This is a genomic window from Erythrobacter aurantius (assembly GCF_023823125.1).
Lineage (GTDB): Bacteria > Pseudomonadota > Alphaproteobacteria > Sphingomonadales > Sphingomonadaceae > Erythrobacter > Erythrobacter aurantius.
Map to the genome: position 1 here is coordinate 3,130,711 of NZ_CP090949.1, position 15,767 is coordinate 3,146,477.

General features: G+C 57.8%; 15 protein-coding genes and 1 pseudogene. 13 read left to right on the forward strand and 3 right to left on the reverse strand.

What is annotated here, in order from left to right:
- Window positions 1-12: 12 nt before the first annotated feature.
- From L1K66_RS14925 to L1K66_RS14960, 8 genes are all read left to right on the forward strand, one after another.
- Window positions 13-1,182 (forward strand): acyl-CoA dehydrogenase family protein, encoded by a 1,170-nt coding sequence (locus tag L1K66_RS14925; protein WP_252258584.1) that lies wholly within the window; start codon window positions 13-15, stop codon window positions 1,180-1,182.
- Entirely contained in the window at window positions 1,163-2,047 is an 885-nt protein-coding gene (locus tag L1K66_RS14930) for an alpha/beta fold hydrolase (RefSeq protein WP_252258585.1), read from the forward strand. Before L1K66_RS14925 ends, L1K66_RS14930 begins: the two co-directional genes overlap by 20 nt.
- On the forward strand, window positions 2,044-2,931 hold the full coding sequence (locus L1K66_RS14935; RefSeq protein ID WP_252258586.1) for a VOC family protein: 888 nt from the start codon (window positions 2,044-2,046) through the stop codon (window positions 2,929-2,931). The genes L1K66_RS14930 and L1K66_RS14935 overlap by 4 nt, the downstream gene beginning before the upstream one ends.
- A 138-nt stretch (window positions 2,932-3,069) precedes the next feature.
- Entirely contained in the window at window positions 3,070-3,687 is a 618-nt protein-coding gene (locus tag L1K66_RS14940; RefSeq protein WP_252258587.1) for a TetR/AcrR family transcriptional regulator, read from the forward strand.
- A 1-nt stretch (window position 3,688) separates the two neighbouring features.
- Window positions 3,689-4,471 (forward strand): fumarylacetoacetate hydrolase family protein, encoded by a 783-nt coding sequence (locus L1K66_RS14945; RefSeq protein WP_252258588.1) that lies wholly within the window; start codon window positions 3,689-3,691, stop codon window positions 4,469-4,471.
- A gap of 11 nt (window positions 4,472-4,482) precedes the next feature.
- Complete coding sequence (locus tag L1K66_RS14950; RefSeq protein ID WP_252258589.1) at window positions 4,483-5,418, forward strand: acetaldehyde dehydrogenase (acetylating); 936 nt, start codon at window positions 4,483-4,485, stop codon at window positions 5,416-5,418.
- 9 nt (window positions 5,419-5,427) lie between these two features.
- Window positions 5,428-6,471: a 4-hydroxy-2-oxovalerate aldolase gene (gene dmpG, locus L1K66_RS14955; RefSeq protein ID WP_252258590.1), complete on the forward strand. Its 1,044-nt coding sequence runs from the start codon at window positions 5,428-5,430 to the stop codon at window positions 6,469-6,471.
- Window positions 6,468-7,337, forward strand: coding sequence for an SDR family NAD(P)-dependent oxidoreductase (locus tag L1K66_RS14960; RefSeq protein WP_252258591.1), 870 nt, complete (start codon window positions 6,468-6,470; stop codon window positions 7,335-7,337). Before dmpG ends, L1K66_RS14960 begins: the two co-directional genes overlap by 4 nt.
- Before the next feature lie 39 nt (window positions 7,338-7,376).
- Here L1K66_RS14960 and L1K66_RS16560 read toward each other — a convergent pair.
- Window positions 7,377-7,532: pseudogene (locus L1K66_RS16560) on the reverse strand (c-type cytochrome); the annotation flags it as partial.
- Window positions 7,533-8,162: 630 nt separating this feature from the next.
- Here L1K66_RS16560 and L1K66_RS14965 point away from each other — a divergent pair.
- The 5 genes from L1K66_RS14965 to L1K66_RS14985 all read left to right on the forward strand — a co-directional run bounded on the left by L1K66_RS14965 (window position 8,163) and on the right by L1K66_RS14985 (window position 12,547).
- Window positions 8,163-8,405, forward strand: a complete 243-nt coding sequence (locus L1K66_RS14965; RefSeq protein ID WP_252258592.1) for a DUF3489 domain-containing protein — start codon at window positions 8,163-8,165, stop codon at window positions 8,403-8,405.
- Window positions 8,405-8,824: a DUF2924 domain-containing protein gene (locus L1K66_RS14970; protein WP_252260527.1), complete on the forward strand. Its 420-nt coding sequence runs from the start codon at window positions 8,405-8,407 to the stop codon at window positions 8,822-8,824. Before L1K66_RS14965 ends, L1K66_RS14970 begins: the two co-directional genes overlap by 1 nt.
- Complete coding sequence (locus tag L1K66_RS14975; RefSeq protein WP_252258593.1) at window positions 8,821-10,116, forward strand: recombinase family protein; 1,296 nt, start codon at window positions 8,821-8,823, stop codon at window positions 10,114-10,116. The genes L1K66_RS14970 and L1K66_RS14975 overlap by 4 nt, the downstream gene beginning before the upstream one ends.
- Window positions 10,113-10,514 (forward strand): hypothetical protein, encoded by a 402-nt coding sequence (locus L1K66_RS14980; protein ID WP_252258594.1) that lies wholly within the window; start codon window positions 10,113-10,115, stop codon window positions 10,512-10,514. The genes L1K66_RS14975 and L1K66_RS14980 overlap by 4 nt, the downstream gene beginning before the upstream one ends.
- A gap of 197 nt (window positions 10,515-10,711) precedes the next feature.
- Window positions 10,712-12,547 (forward strand): ankyrin repeat domain-containing protein, encoded by a 1,836-nt coding sequence (locus L1K66_RS14985; protein ID WP_252258595.1) that lies wholly within the window; start codon window positions 10,712-10,714, stop codon window positions 12,545-12,547.
- A 43-nt stretch (window positions 12,548-12,590) separates the two neighbouring features.
- On the opposite strand, the gene L1K66_RS14990 is transcribed toward L1K66_RS14985, so the two are convergent.
- On the reverse strand, window positions 12,591-15,209 hold the full coding sequence (locus L1K66_RS14990; RefSeq protein ID WP_252258596.1) for an ankyrin repeat domain-containing protein: 2,619 nt from the start codon (window positions 15,207-15,209) through the stop codon (window positions 12,591-12,593).
- Window positions 15,210-15,254: 45 nt separating this feature from the next.
- Window positions 15,255-15,710, reverse strand: coding sequence for a prefoldin domain-containing protein (locus tag L1K66_RS14995; RefSeq protein ID WP_252258597.1), 456 nt, complete (start codon window positions 15,708-15,710; stop codon window positions 15,255-15,257).
- Window positions 15,711-15,767 lie beyond the last annotated feature (57 nt).

The following is a 15,767-nucleotide window of genomic DNA, read 5'->3' on the forward strand; positions in this document are numbered from 1 at the left end:
GGAGTAGGAAAAATGGAAGCTGACGTTCTCACCATAGCACCGCGATCAGACGCGGGCGGTATCGAGATCGATGCCGTGCTCGACCTGATCGAGAAAAACGGTCCCAAGGGTCGCGAAGACCGGATGGTGCCAGCGGAGTCGGTCGAAGCGCTGCGTGAAACCGGCCTGTTCCGCGCCTTTGTCCCCCCGGATTTGGGAGGGATTGGCGCAACCCCGCAGCAATGGATCCGCACCCTCATCAAGATCGCAGAGCGCGACATGAGCACCGCGTGGATCGGCGGCATCATTTCGGTGCACGCCTTCCAGATCTCGTTGATGCCGAAGCAGACGCAGGAAGAAGTCTACGGCGATGACCCGGAAACGCGGGTCAGCAGTTCATACAACCCGTTCGGCGCGCGAACCGAGCCGGTCGAAGGCGGCGTCATGCTTTCGGGACGCTGGGGTTGGAGCTCGGGCTGCGACCATTGCAGCTGGGCGCTGCTCGGATCGATCGTTGAGGGACGCCCGATGCTCCAGACGATGCTGGTGCCGCGCTCCGACTATGAAATCGAAGATACTTGGCATGTCATGGGCTTGCAGGGGACCGGCTCCAAGGACGTCGTCATCGACAAGCCCGTATTTGTGCCCGATCACCACATTCATTCGCAAATGGACGGCTACAATTCGCTGCGTAATCGCCCCGAGCCGATTTACGCCCTTCCCTGGGCTCAGATTTTTGCAGCGACGGTAGCGGTGCCAACGATCGGCGCGGCGCGCCATGCCCTCAAGCTGTTTACGCAGAAGGCGGGCACAAGCAGCACCGATCCCACCAAGCTGCAAGGTGACCCGGACGTGCTACGCCGCATTTCCGAGGCGCAGACGCTCATCAACCGGGCCGAAACGACCATGCTGGCGAATTTCGACATGATGATGGACCGCATCAATCGAGGCGAACCCATCCCATTGGTCGAGCGCGCGCGTTTCCGGTTCGAAACCGGATCGATCGCGACGCAGATGATGCAGGCGGTAGACCTGCTGTTCGACATCGGCGGCGGTCGCAGCGTCTTCAACGGCGCTGAATTGCAGAACATCTGGCACGACATCCACATCACCCGCGCGCATGTCGCCAACAATCCGGTGCCGCTTGGCCGCAACTATGGAAACATGCTGCTGGGAGGTGACAATGTCGACTTCTTCATCTGAAGCAGGCGCACCGCCGCGCGGAAACGAGGTCGACCTCGGCGAACACCGCATCCACTATCTAAGCTACGGCGAAGGACCAGCGGTCGTATTCCTCCACGGCAGTGGCCCCGGGGCAAGTGGCTACAGCAACTTCAAGCAGAACCTCGATGCTGTGGTCGCGAACGGTCATCGCGCGATCGTGTTCGATCTGCTTGGCTTTGGCTATTCGTCGAAGCCAACCGACCGCGACTACACAACCGAATTGTTCGCGCAGACGATCAAGGACGCGCTTGATGCCATTGGTATTTCCGAATGCGTGCTCGTCGGCAATTCACTCGGCGGTGCGGTGAGTATCCGCCTGACGCTCGACAATCCCGAACTGGTCAAGGGCCTTGTCCTAATGGCACCTGGCGGGATCGAGAGCGATGCGGTCTATTACAACATGCCCGGCATCAAGAAGATGATCGCAAGCTTCACCAGCGGCGCGCTCGATTTTGACAGCCTTGGCGCGCTCCTGACAATGCTGGTGAAGGACCCCGCAGTCGTGACCGACGCGCTGGTGACCGAACGCCACGCGATCCTGCAGACCCAGCCGGTCGAGGTGCTAGGGCGTTTGCGGGTTGCGAATATGGAGAGCGAGCTTGGCAAGCTTGATTGCCCGATCCTTGGTTTCTGGGGTCAGGACGACCAGTTCACTCCGGTATCCGGTTACCAGAAGCTCATCGACGCCTGCCCCGATTGCGCATTCACCATCGTCGCGAATTGCGGCCACTGGGTGATGGTCGAGAGGCGCGAAATGTTTGATGCGCAGCTCGGAGAGTTTCTCGCCCGGCTTGGCCGTGAACAGGTTTGGGCCTCGGCGTCGCAGCCGGAGCTCACGTCATGATTGCGAATCTGGGATATGTTGTCCTCTCGTCTGCGGACCTCGCCCAATGGCGTCGCTTCGGCACAGAAACGATCGGCGCGATGAACGCGTCAGAGACTGACGACCGGGTTGCTCTCAAGATTGACGAACATCCTTTTCGCGTCCTGATCCTGAGTGGAGATGCCGACAGGCTGGCTGCCATCGGGTGGGAAATGGTTTCGTCCGACCAGCTCGATGCCATGCGGTTAAAATGCGCGGATGCCGGACTTCCCATTTGCGAAGGGACCGCAGACGAGGCTGATGCCCGCTGCGTCACCAACTTCTTCTGGGTGAGCGATCCCGCCGGCAACAGGGTGGAGTTCTACCACGGGCGCACCGGATGCGGCGAGCCATTCACCTCACCCATCTGTGTCGGGGGCTTCGTCACCGGCGAAATGGGTCTGGGGCATCTCGTCATCTCGGCCGCCGGTGTGTTCGACGAGACCCATGCGTTTTACACGCGGGTTCTCGGCCTTGGCGATAGCGACGACCTGACCTTGCCGCCACCAGCCGAAGGTGCGCCCGAAATGCGCGTTCGGTTCTTGCATGTCGACAATCCACGCCACCACAGCCTCGCGCTGTTCAACCTGCCGAGCCCAACCGGCGTCGTGCATCTGATGTTCGAAATGACCGAAATGGACGACGTCGGGCGCTGTCTCGACCGGGTCAACGCGCAGGGTTGGAGCCTGATGGCGAGCCTTGGTCGCCACTGCAATGACGACATGTTTTCATTCTACGTCATCGGCCCCGGCGGGGTTCCGTTCGAGATCGGGCACGGCGGTCTTCAGGTAGACTGGTCGACCACCGAGCCGACCGTCAGCACTGTGCCCGATTACTGGGGCCACCAATATCAAGTAGCGACCTAGAGGATAGCGACGATGGGACAGCAAGCCAAAAAGCCGATTGAAAATAGCCCGCCCAAGCGGAGCGTCACAGTCGAAGCGCGATTGCAATTTCCCCGCAGGTCGGCAAGTTCTGATGCTGCGGGGGCAAAAACGACAGAGGTGAGGAAATTGCGGCGCAAGGAACCCATTCAAGACCGTGCGAAAGTCACCTCGGATTCCATTCTTGAGGCAGCAGAGCTCATCCTCGTGGGCGAAGGCTACGAAAAGGCAACCACCAACTACATCGCCGAGCGTGCAGGCGTGAGCATTGGTTCGCTCTATCAATATTTCCCCAACAAGGACGCGATCATTTCTGCGCTGATCGAGCAGGAAGTCTCGAAGGTCGCAAACGGCATTCGCAACGTGCTGCGCGAATCGATGGAGCTCCCGCTGGAGCAGGCAAGCCGGGCGGCCTTCACCTATTTGCTCCACAATTTCCGCAAGAAGAAAGAGCTGTTCTACTCGCTCCCCAAGCGCTCACCCGAACTGATCGAAATGACGCAGAACCTTTCGGTCGAGAAATTCACGCACCAGACCAACCTCGCCCTGCTCGAACAGCATCGCGATGTGATTGTGGTGCCCGATCTGGAATCGGCTTTGGTCACGCTAGAGATCAGCATCCTCGCCAATATCCGCAAATATATTCTGGGCGAACATGTCGCCCAGTCGGATGAGGAGTTCATCGATCTGATGTCGCGGCTATCAACCGCTTTCCTCAAATACAATCCGCAGGCCTGACATGGCCGAAAATTGGGGACAAACGCTCTTCGCAGCACTGCGAAGCGGGAGGACGACTGCGCCTTTGAGCGTGAGCGAGCCGGCGCTCACGATTGACGATGCCTATGCCATCAGTCTCGACATATTGGCGCGCCGGACTGCCGAGGGCGAGAAGGTCGTCGGCAAGAAGATCGGCGTGACCAGCAAGGCAGTGCAGGACATGCTGGGTGTGCATCAACCCGACTTCGGCTTTCTGACCGACGCGATGTTCGTCGAAGGCGCAATTGACTGCGCAAAACTCGGCCTGATCCAGCCGCGCGCCGAGGCAGAGATCGCCTTTATCCTGCGTGACACACTCGCGGGGCCGGGCGTTACCCCTGCCGACGTGCTCGCCGCGACCAGTGCGATCGTGCCATGTTTCGAAATTGTCGACAGCCGGATCGAGGACTGGAAAATTGGTATCGTCGACACGGTCGCCGACAATGCCTCATGCGGGGTATTCGCGCTTGGCGCCGAGCGACTGGACCCCGCCGGTTTCGACCTTCCCCAACTGCACGTTTCGGTCACGAAGAACGGCGAGCCCTTGTCCGAAGGATATGGCCATGCGGTTCAGGGCGATCCCGCCATGGCGGTCGCGTGGCTGGCGAACACACTCGGTGCCTATGGCGTGAAGCTCGAGGCTGGAGAGGTGATCCTGTCAGGTTCGCTCGTCCCGCTCGAACCCGCGTGCCCCGGTGACCGCTTCCATATGCAGCTATCCGCCGCCGATCAGCAAATCGGCTCGTGCTCCATCGAATTCGTGTGAGGGAAGGCCCCATGCAAAAGCTCAAAGCGGCGATCATCGGATCGGGCAATATCGGAACCGACCTGATGATGAAGATGATCAAAAATCCCAACAATCTGGAACTGGCCGCGGTGGTCGGGATCGATCCGGCATCCGAGGGGTTGGCGATGGCGCGGGATCACGGCATCGCGACCACGCATGAAGGGATTGAGGGGCTGCGCGCCCTCCCTTGCTATCCCGAACTCGCGATCGCCTTCGACGCGACCAGCGCCTATGCGCACCGTGAACATGATGCGGTGCTGCGCGCCGACGGCATTCAGGTCGTTGATTTGACTCCGGCTGCTATCGGCCCCTTCACCGTGCCCCCCGTCAACCTCAACGCCAATGTCGAGGCACACAACGTCAATATGGTGACCTGTGGCGGACAGGCGACGGTCCCTATGGTCGCCGCCGTCAGTCGTGTGTCCAAGGTCCACTATGCCGAAATCGTCGCGTCGGTGTCGTCGCGGTCGGCCGGCCCCGGCACGCGCGCGAATATCGACGAGTTTACCCGCACGACGGCGAACGCGATCGAGGCGGTCGGCGGCGCGGCCAAGGGTAAGGCGATCATTATCCTCAACCCCGCCGATCCGCCGATGATCATGCGCGATACCGTGTTCACCCTCTCCGAAGGCGCGGACGAGGACGCTATCCGGCAATCGGTCGAGGATATGGTCGCCGAGGTGCAGAAATATGTCCCTGGCTATCGCCTCAAGCAGGCGGTGCAGTTCGAACATTTCGGTGACAACAATCGCCTGAAAATCCCTGGTCTCGGCGAGTTCACCGGGATCAAGACCAGCATCTTCCTCGAAGTCGCAGGCGCCGGGGACTACCTGCCGGAATACGCTGGCAATCTCGACATCATGACCGCCGCAGCCAAGGCCACTGGCGAGTTGATCGCCGAGCGGCGCATGGCGCGTGCAGGATAGGAGGCGAGCATGGGACCTACGAAATTCGACGTCGAAGCAGGCGACAAGCTCTATATTCAGGATGTAACGCTGCGCGACGGCATGCACGCCATTCGCCACATGTATGGGATCGATCATGTCCGCGAGATCGCCGCAGCGCTCGACCGGGCCGGTGTCGATGCGATTGAGGTCGCGCATGGCGACGGGCTCAACGGGATGAGCTTCAACTACGGCTTTGGCGCGCATACCGACTGGGAATGGCTCGAAGCGGTTGCCGAGGTGCTGACCAGCGCCACGCTCACCACGTTGATCCTGCCCGGCGTCGGCACCGCCGAGGAACTGCGGCGTGCCTATGATCTGGGCGTGCGCTCGGTCAGGGTCGCGACCCACTGCACCGAAGCCGACGTGTCGCAGCAGCACATTGGTATCGCGCGCGATCTCGGTATGGACGTCTCGGGCTTTCTGATGATGAGCCACATGATCGATGCGGAGATGCTCGCGGGTCAGGCTGCACTGATGGAAAGCTATGGCGCGCAGTGCGTCTATGTCACCGATAGCGGAGGCGCGCTCGACATGGACGGGGTGCGCGAACGCCTCGCTGCATACGAGCGCGTGCTGAAGCCCGAGACCCAGCGCGGCATCCACGCGCACCACAATCTCTCGCTTGGGGTCGCCAATTCGATCGTCGCGGCACAGGAAGGCGCGCTGCGGATCGATGCTAGCCTCGCCGGAATGGGAGCGGGCGCAGGCAATGCGCCGCTTGAGGTGTTCATCGCCGCAGCCGACCGCAAGGGCTGGCACCATGGCTGCGACGTCATGGCCCTGATGGACGCAGCCGAAGAACTCGTTCGGCCCTTGCAGGATCGCCCGGTCCGCGTTGATCGCGAAACGCTCAGCCTTGGCTATGCGGGGGTCTATTCGAGCTTCCTGCGCCACGCGGAGAAGGCGAGCGAGACATACGGGATCGACTCGCGCGACATCCTTGTCGAGCTTGGCAGGCGCAAGATGGTCGGTGGACAAGAAGATATGATCGTCGATGTCGCGCTCGACATGGTGCGCGAGCGCGAGGCATGAGTGCGCTTCGCGTCGCCCTAGTCACCGGAGCCAGTAGGGGTGTCGGAGCCGGGATCGCCAAGGGTCTGGGCGAATTGGGCTACAAGGTCTTTGTCACTGGCCGCTCCGACAAGGTCAGCCAAGGCGTCGCGTTCGACGGGTCCTCGCTCTCCGGCACCGTCGTCGAAACCTCCCAAGCTGTGACCAAGGCGGGTGGCGAAGGCGTAGCCATTGCCTGCGATCATGCCGACGACAGTCAGGTCGCAGCGCTATTTGCGCGGATCCGGTCCGAAGCCGGAAGGCTCGACATGCTGATCAACAATGCCTCCTACATGCACGCGCAATTGTTTCAACCCAAGCCATTTTGGGAGAAGGGCCTCGATGCGCAGAAGATTCTCGATGTGGGCCTGCGGTCGGCCTATGTCGCGAGCTGGCACGCGGCGCAGATCATGGTCGCGCAAGGGTCTGGCCTCATTGGCTTCACCTCATCGCCGGGCGGGTCCTGCTACATGCACGGACCTGCCTATGGCGCGCAGAAGGCCGGTGTCGACAAGCTAGCACACGACATGGAGCATGACCTGCGCGGAACGGGCGTCGTCGCGGTGTCGCTCTGGCTAGGATTGCAGAAGACCGAGCGCGCGGCGCGTGTCGCTGTGCTTTCAGACCAGTTTCAGCAGCTGTGGGATTCCGCAGAGAACCCCGAATTCAGTGCGCATATTTTCGATGCGATTGCCCGCTCGGACAATTGCGATGAGCTGTCTGGCGGCACGTATTACGGCGCGGAGATTGCGAAAGAGCTTGGGATTCTGGATCGCGGCGAAGAACGGCAAAGTTTTCGGGAGAAGCTCGGCGCACCGCACCCAAAGAACCCTGCTGCCGTCTATTGAACAGCGGCTAGCGCTTCGCTTCGATGTAGTGCCGCAGCGCGGCATCCCATTATCCTCCAATATGCCTTCGAGCAAGATTTGTCGGAAAGCCTCGGGAGATGCGACGGCTTGGGACGACCTCAAATCTTGCGCAGAGACCGCCGCGACCACGCCCGCGCCGTGGCATCCAAAGCACTTCGCGTTGTAGACTCCCATGCCTGTGTCAAACAGCTCCGGGTTTGGGTCGGCGCGCTGCAATCCGGATTGCTGATCTTTTGTCTGCCTGCGCGCGGGCAAGCTTGCCTGTCTGTCCAGAACAAACGTCAGCACACGTCTTTGCTGCGCGCGGTATTTCCAGCCGAACTGCGACGCAATTCCGCCGTAGAGCGTGGGCGCGTTGGATGCTCCGACCAGAATAATAGTGTATTACCTGCCATTGGCTCGGTATGTGATCGGTTGACCGACTATGCCCGCCTGCGCATCGAATGCGCATCCCAGTGCACTACCCTCCAACGTCACCCGTCCATCAGGTGCGTTTGCTCTGACAGTGCCTCAAAGACCAGTGCCCTGGATTGCCAAGTCAGATCCTCCCGAACCAACGCCGCCTCGATACGGTTGGCGGTCCGGCAGCCAACTAGTGATTGGCACCCAACCAAGTTTTATCGAGTACTGTCGCTTTTCCTGCGGCATCAACCGCGATTCCGCTCGACTTCCTCGGCTCGGCAAGCATTGATGTTCCCACTGAAACGCGGTCCTTAGCTGGCCGCCGCCCCCTCGCCCGAGGCGATATGGGGCTCTGGGTGGTAGGGGCGGCATGTCGCCGCTCCGAAAAAAGGAGAACCACCCATGGCAAACAAGAAGACCCCCGCCGCCGATACAACTGGCGCAGCAAAGTCGACCAAGATCGCGGCCGTCATCGACCTGCTCTTGCGCAAGCAAGGCGCAACGCTGGACGAGATCGTCGCGGCGACAAGCTTGCAATCGCACTCTGCGCGCGCCGCCCTGACTGGCCTCAAAAAGAAGGGACACACGATCGAGAAAACGAAGCGCGATGATGCAACCTGCTATCGCATCACGGAGGCCGCGTGATGCGACCCGCCGATCTCGATGCCGAACTGGCTGCGCTGGCGAAAATGTCTCTGGCGCAGCTGCGCGAACGATGGCCAATGGTGGCAGACAAGCCCCTGCCGAAAGTGAGTGCCGCACTTCTTCGCCTCGCCATTGCCTGGGAACTGCAGGCTGCAATCCACGGCGGTCATTCGCGCCAGACCTTGCAGAAGCTGGAGCAGATCGCGCGCGGCAAGACCCGTACTGGCCAAGTGCAAGCCGGAATGCGGCTTTCGCGAGAATGGCATGGTGTCCTCCAGACGGTGTCGATCGATGAGGACGGAGTCATTCGCTGGAACGGCAAGGAATGGAAATCCTTGAGCGCGGTTGCCCGCGCAATCACGGGCACACGCTGGTCAGGTCCTGCCTTCTTCGGCCTCAAGACGAAAGCAGCGGCATGAGGACCGTGCGCTGTGCGATCTACACCCGCAAGTCGAGCGAGGAGGGTCTGGAACAGGATTTCAACTCGCTCGACGCCCAGCGCGAGTCGTGTGCCGCCTATGTGCTCAGCCAGGCAAGCGAGGGCTGGAAGCTCTTGCCCGAACACTATGATGACGGCGGGCTATCGGGCGGGTCGCTAGAGCGCCCTGCCCTTCAACGTCTTCTTGACGACGTAAGGTCGGGAACGATCGATATCATCGTAGTCTACAAGGTTGACCGGCTGACCCGCTCGCTGCTCGACTTTGCCAAGCTGGTCGAAGCCTTCGATGCAGCCGAGGTCAGCTTTGTGTCGGTGACCCAGTCGTTCAACACGACCACCAGTATGGGGCGGCTGACGCTGAATGTGCTTCTGTCCTTCGCTCAATTTGAGCGCGAGGTGACGGCAGAGCGGATCCGCGACAAATTCCGGGCTAGCCGCGCAAAGGGCATGTACATGGGCGGTGTACCGCCGCTGGGTTATGACGTGAAGGCTCGCAAGCTTGTCATCAACAAGTCTGGCGCGGCCAAAATCCAATACATTTTCGAGCGGTTCCGGGAAATCGGTTCGGGCACGCATTTGCTGCGTGAGCTCGCCGAGCGAGGGATCACGACCCGAAACGGCAAGCGCATCACCAAGGGTTTCCTTTATCGTGTGCTCAACAACCGGATCTACATCGGCGACGTAGTCCACAAGGGAACCCGGTACCCCGGCGAGCACGAGGCAATCATCAGCACCGAGCTTTGGGATGCCGTTCATTCTATCCTGAAAGAGAGCCCTCGGGTTCGTGGCGGCCGCACACGCGCCAACACTCCTGCCATGCTGAAGGGGCTAATCTGGGGACAGGATGGCGCGGCATTTTCTCCCACGCACACGCTGAAGAACGGGAAGCTCTACCGCTACTATGTGAGCCAGACATTGCTCCGTAACGGCGCAGGAGCTTGTGAGGTTGGCAGGGTCCCAGCTGCAGAGGTTGAAGCCGCCGTTGTCGAACAACTGCGGGCAGCATTTCGTCAACCTGAAATCATCATTGGCGCATGGAAGAAGGCTACGCGCAGCACACCGGCTTTGACCGAAGCACAAGCGCGTCAGGCTCTGAGAGATCTGGACCCGATGTGGGATGAGCTGTTTCCGGCGGAGCAGGCTCGAATTGTTCAGCTCATCGTCGATAAAGTCATTGTCGGCAGCGAAGGGCTTGATGTCCGGCTTCGCACTGAAGGCATTGGTGCCCTAGCCCGAGAGTTGTGTGCACCTGCAATGAAGGAAGCGGCATGAAAACGCCCCAGGAGCCGAAAATTGTCTCCGTCTTCGTACCCTTCAAGCTCACGAAGCGTGGCGGACGCAAGGAAATGATTCTTCCTCCGGCAAACGAGCAAAGCAGGCCGCGGCATGACAACACCGTGCTAAAGGCTCTGGCCCGGGCATTCCGCTGGAAGCGGATGCTCGAAGAGGGCTCATATGCCTCAATCACCGAGCTCGCCGAGCGGGAGAAGATCGGAATGAGCTACCTCACACGCGTGATGCGTATGACACTGCTTGCACCCGACATCATCAATGCGATCCTTGATGGGCGCCAAGGGGACGGGATTGATCTGACCGTTCTAGCCGCCCCATTCCCGACGGAATGGGGAGCTCAGCGGCGGCATTTTGGATTTTATAAGACTGACTGCTAGGCTGGGGTAGTTGTTCCAACCTTTCATTGGCGTGGGATCACAGATTGATAGGTTTTTGGCGTCGCTCACCCTCAAGCTGTCCGGGAAGTCCCTGTTCGTTCGCGACCGCGTTGCCTTGTCGGTATCCATCGATCATGAAGCACAAGGACTAACAAGCTAACCGGAACGTCAGAACGCGCGCATGGCTAGGAAATCCGATGTCTCGTGAGCAACAAATCAACAATGTGATGGAGTGCGTATATCTCGTTTGCGCGGGAGACGCTGAGGTTTCAGATCCTGAAAGCCTAAAAATTGAAGAGTATTACGGCGTAGTAAGGCGGATAATTAAGGCCCAGAAAGCCATCGAGCATTTTTCTGAGACAGGTGATATAGCCTCATCGCGGAAAATGTTCAGCCCATACACCCCCTTTGAGCATCACATGATGGTCAGTCTGTGGGGAGCGCCTTCGCCTTATTTGCACGACCTGATAACCCAACGCCAGGACGTGAAGACAGTCGAGAACCTAACCAAACTCGAGCGCAAGACGGCGAAAAAACTGAGGTCCGTGTTCCTCCGCAAGGTTGCGCTGATTGTCTGCTTGGAAGTCGCAGCAGTGGATGGTTTGTCACCCGGAGAGCTTCACACTCTCGAGACAATGGCCGTGGAATGGGGGCTCGATCTCGAGGAGACCATCGATTGGTACAATTCGGTGGCGAAGCCCATTCTCACCGGTGAGCCAACCGAAGGCGAGCAAAACAGTGAACTCGGGAGCCTCCTTGACGAATTCAAAGAGAGTATCGCGACGCTTCCTGACGACATCGACGATGAGGCAAAGGCCGAACTTTCCGAAATCCTGCAGTCTCTCGAGAAGCTCAAAGAGTTACAATCGACAGAGGAGGACCCCAGCGACGAAAACACGATCGCTGACACAGACCTCGACAGCTTGCCAGAGATACATCAGCTAGCCTTTCTAGGCCCAGAAGAAGACTTCAGAGCTGTATGGGAAGAAACCGACAAGAACGCCAACGACACCTTCGACGGTGTGCCTCTCCTCTTCCGCGCCATTAGCGGAGAGGAAGGCGGCATAGCTCAGTTTCTGGTCAAAAATGGTTCCCACGTAAATGTGAGGGAGCCCAACGGTGCCTCTCCCCTGGCTTTGGCAGTTTCGCGGGGAAATTTGGCCATAACCGAACTACTGCTAGCCGCTGGAGCAGACCCAGAGATGGGCGTCCTAAAGGTTGGAACTGACTTAGATGGCCAGCCCTTGGAATGGGAATTCAAGCCACTCCACCTTGCCGCGCAAGCGAATTCCTCAGAAGTGGCCAAGGCACTGATCAAAGCCGGAGCGAAGGTGAATGAGCGACTGTCAAACGGACATACGCCGTTGATGACCGCCGCTCAAAACGATGCGCTTGAGTGCGCGCACCTCCTACTTGAGGAGGGGGCAGAGGTCGATCCTGATGTTCCAAGTGTTTCACTCAAGGGGTGGACGCCAGGAACGCCCCTTACCGTCGCAGCACTCGAAAACAGCCCACGTGTCGCGGAGCTTCTAATCGAGCGTGGGGCAAACGTTTCGGTCTCTGATGGCAATGGCAATACGCCACTGAAAATGTTCTCGAAACATGGTCAGACAGATTTGGTCAAACTGATCATTGCAAGAGGGGCCGACATTGAGGCTGCAGACAAAGAGGGCTGGAATCCACTTATAAGCGCAGCATACCGTGGTCGCATCGACGTCGTAGAAGCGCTTTTGTCTGCTGGCGCCGATCCGAACGCAAGAACCACAGACGGTCTCGGTTTAACGCCGTTGATCGCAGCCTGCGAACTTGCACGCGATCATGTCATGGAATCCCTTTTGGAAATCGGCGTTAAGCCTGAGGAAGCGCTGCCTCATGGGAAAATTGTGAAAGCCTTGATCGCTGCTGGCGCTCATAAGACGATGGAAAATGACGATGGCAAAGCTGCTTTTCAGGTTGCCCGGGACACTCTGAATCTAGAGGAAGATCCCAAGGCCCAAAAGGTGTTGAAGGTTATTATCAAGCAGTTGTCATGAGAAGCAGCCCGAGCGGTTTCACCACTCGGGCTGTTAAGTTACTCTAGCGATTAGTGGTTTTCGCCGCTTGTTCCAAAACGCGTATCACATCGGTGTGATTCCTGCGCTTTGCCAAAGACAACAAAGTCTGCTTGCCAGGAAGCGCCCCTGCAGTTTTAGCACCGGCATCAAGCAGCAGTTGGACGATCGTGGCATTGCCTCGCCGCACAGCGTCTCCGATTGCAGTGTCCCCTTCATCTGTTTTGGCATTCACATTCGCTCCCAATGACAGCAGCAGTTTCACCGCATTTTCGTGTCGAGCAAGCGCCTCACCGGTAAGCGGAGGCTCATCTTCACCGCCAGGCCCTTGGCTAGCATACATCAGAGGGGTGTGCGCCGAACGGTCCTTCGGATCGACCGAGGCGCCAAGCCTGACATATTCCTTGATGCCATCAATATCAGCACGTTCAGCCAGTGAAACAAGAACGGCATCATCAATGGTCTTTGAGGACTTAATGCCAGCCCGGCAAAGGGCGCTGAGGTCAGCATCATTGAGCAACTCAATCAAGCCAACAACAGGCATTTCCTTAACGTTGACATTCACGTCAGCCCCTGCCTTCAGGAGCTCCTTCAACCCAGTGACCAAAGCTTCACGATATTTTTCTGCGGTTTTGAAGCGCGCTCCCAAGGCATCATGGGCATCATCATAGTCAAAGTAGTTCTGGTGCTGATAGATAGCCATGAGGCATGTTTGGATTGGCGTCAGCCCATCAATCGGCGAAACGATATCGGCGCCGCTTTTAATGATGCCGCTCAACTCCGATAGATCCGCGAGAATGATCGCCTTTTTTAGAGGAGATTCATTATAATCAAGCAGGTAAACATCGGCCTTTGACTGAGCCAACTTGTTTTTAATTTTGGCCAAAAATTCGGCATCTTCGTTGCCGAAATTCACGAGAAAACAGGGGTCCCCACCAGACCAGGAAGCGCTGGAAGATGTGTACTCATCCCCATCCTCATCAACCTCAACGGTTGTTATGGCCTCCTCCTTGATTCGAAACTCGAACCTGCGAGAAACAAGTTCGTCATTTTCCTTAATCCACTCACTCAGCGCCTTGGCACCTTTGAAGGATTCCTTTGTTTTTGTTTCATATATGGCCACCAGTCCGACTTCAGGTGACTGGAGGATGGGCTGTCCCTTCTCGAGCACATCGTTGGAAGTTTCTTCTCTGAAATCTACACTTGCTACCTCAAAACGCTTCAATTTGGGCTCGCCATCAAATGCGTACTCGACCGCCTGAAAATACTCCTTCTCACGAGTTTTGCCTCGGCTCACCTTGTTGGTTTTCGCATCGACATTAAATTCAAGTGCAAAGTCCGGTGCCCCGGTGAACCTACATTCGAACCAATTACTCAGGAGCCGGCAGGCTTCGGCGTAATGAGGACTTTCCGGATCATTTTTAGATTTTATCCACGCTGCACGAGCCTTCTGGAATGCAGAGGGGAGGCTGTCGCCATGATCTTCCTCATCATACCTGAGGTCGGTACAGTAGACACCCAACTCAAGCGTTGTTGACGCACTCCCGGTTCGCGAGCCTGTCTTTGCGGGCGCCACTTTAGGCGTGCTGGGCGCGGGCTCTTCGACAGTGAAGCTCGGAACAGCAATCGACCCCGTCGAGCTGACCGCAGCCGTCTCGGGCTTCTTGGTCGTTTCCTTTGGCTTTGCTTTGGCCTTCGCGGGGCTGCTCGTTGGCGCCACACGTGCCTCAAGCAGCTTGATCGTGGACTTGCGCTTAGATGCTTTCGCATAGTCCAAGATGGTCTTATCCCCTCGTACAGGGGCCTCTGGATCTGCACCCGCATCCAACAGAAGCTTCGCCAGATTGTCGAAGCCGTTTGTCACAGCAAGAAGCAACGGGCTGATCCTGTCATCCGCAGGTGTGATTGCATATGACACGTCAGCCCGGTTTTCGATGAGCACCTTGGCCGAGGCTACGTTGTCGTTCATGGCCGCTACAAGCAGAGGTGTTTCCTTGTCATCGGATAGCTGATCAACGGGAACACCAAGTTCGATAAGGCACTGGACTGCTTTGGGCTGGTCAGCTGCAGTGGCGATATGGATAGGCCGCCTCCCGCCATTTTCTTTGCCGTTGGCCTCAACGCCGCGACCCTTGAATTCTTTGATGATATTGGGATTTCCGCCCATGGCGGCTGCATACATGAGTGATTGCCCGCCTGGCAGCCGTACAGAGACGTCCGCTCCTGCATCAAGGAGCAACCTGCTAACTTTTTCTGCGCCTTTTGATGCGGCCAGATATAGTGCCGTAACCCCAGCATATTGACCGCTGGAAGGACTGAGATTGACGCTTGCCCCTGCATCTAGCAGGCGACGGCACAGCGCAATATTCTTGTCGCCCTGATAAGCGGCAGACAATAATGGCGTGTTTCCCTGAGATGCGACGAAATTTACATTTGCGCCACTTGATATCAACAGTTCGACGGCATCATTATGTCCGCCCATAATGGCGATCGTGAGAGCATTTTCGCCGCTGTCACCATCGGGCTCATCGATGTCGACCCCCCGCTTGATTAGGGTGGAGATTTCACTGAAAGACCCGTTCGACGCAGCCTCTCGAAGTTTTTTGGCTCTCTTGGCTTTGCTATCAAACAGACCAAACAACATTGAGTTACCCCCTCCTGATTTACCTACCTGAGCCCACAGTTTTGATTACGAAAAGTCGTAGGCCACTCCCTCGACCATCAAAATTTTACTCCCTGCGTCGTAAGCAGCTTTTTGACCGCGGGCCTTGGCGCACAGAAGTACACATGCCCTTCCGGCTGTGGCTAGCTTAGACAAATCACCCATAGACGCAGATTCAATGTTATTTTGAATGAAGTCTTTCAGATTGTTGTATTCGTTAATCTTTTCGACAATTTTGTCGCGTTTAGCTTCGCTAGCCTTTGCATCTACATCGGCATATTTTGTGAAATACCCGGTGACATTGCTTGAGATGCGGTGCCATTTTTCGTTGAACTTTCTGGCAGCCTCATTTTGTTTTTCGACTCTGCGTTGCTCTGCAACACGACGCCGCTCTGCTGCGCGAGAATCGGCGAGGTGACGTTGGACCCAGTATATGCCTTGACCCATATTTTTGGGTCGACCACCCCGCAATCTGAAGCCCATTCTGTAATCCCTCGTGTGAACATGACGATGATTGGCTGTGGAAAGCGGCGAATACAA

Excerpts from the sequence above, each read along its gene's own strand:
- L1K66_RS14925 (WP_252258584.1), top strand. The coding sequence starts at position 13 with ATGGAAGCTGACGTTCTCACCATAGCACCGCGATCAGACGCGGGCGGT.
- L1K66_RS14930 (WP_252258585.1), top strand. The coding sequence starts at position 1,163 with ATGTCGACTTCTTCATCTGAAGCAGGCGCACCGCCGCGCGGAAACGAG.
- L1K66_RS14935 (WP_252258586.1), top strand. The coding sequence starts at position 2,044 with ATGATTGCGAATCTGGGATATGTTGTCCTCTCGTCTGCGGACCTCGCC.
- L1K66_RS14945 (WP_252258588.1), top strand. The coding sequence starts at position 3,689 with ATGGCCGAAAATTGGGGACAAACGCTCTTCGCAGCACTGCGAAGCGGG.
- L1K66_RS14950 (WP_252258589.1), top strand. The coding sequence starts at position 4,483 with ATGCAAAAGCTCAAAGCGGCGATCATCGGATCGGGCAATATCGGAACC.
- dmpG (WP_252258590.1), top strand. The coding sequence starts at position 5,428 with ATGGGACCTACGAAATTCGACGTCGAAGCAGGCGACAAGCTCTATATT.
- L1K66_RS14960 (WP_252258591.1), top strand. The coding sequence starts at position 6,468 with ATGAGTGCGCTTCGCGTCGCCCTAGTCACCGGAGCCAGTAGGGGTGTC.
- L1K66_RS14965 (WP_252258592.1), top strand. The coding sequence starts at position 8,163 with ATGGCAAACAAGAAGACCCCCGCCGCCGATACAACTGGCGCAGCAAAG.
- L1K66_RS14970 (WP_252260527.1), top strand. The coding sequence starts at position 8,405 with ATGCGACCCGCCGATCTCGATGCCGAACTGGCTGCGCTGGCGAAAATG.
- L1K66_RS14975 (WP_252258593.1), top strand. The coding sequence starts at position 8,821 with ATGAGGACCGTGCGCTGTGCGATCTACACCCGCAAGTCGAGCGAGGAG.
- L1K66_RS14980 (WP_252258594.1), top strand. The coding sequence starts at position 10,113 with ATGAAAACGCCCCAGGAGCCGAAAATTGTCTCCGTCTTCGTACCCTTC.
- L1K66_RS14985 (WP_252258595.1), top strand. The coding sequence starts at position 10,712 with ATGTCTCGTGAGCAACAAATCAACAATGTGATGGAGTGCGTATATCTC.
- L1K66_RS14990 (WP_252258596.1), bottom strand. The coding sequence starts at position 15,209 with ATGTTGTTTGGTCTGTTTGATAGCAAAGCCAAGAGAGCCAAAAAACTT.
- L1K66_RS14995 (WP_252258597.1), bottom strand. The coding sequence starts at position 15,710 with ATGGGCTTCAGATTGCGGGGTGGTCGACCCAAAAATATGGGTCAAGGC.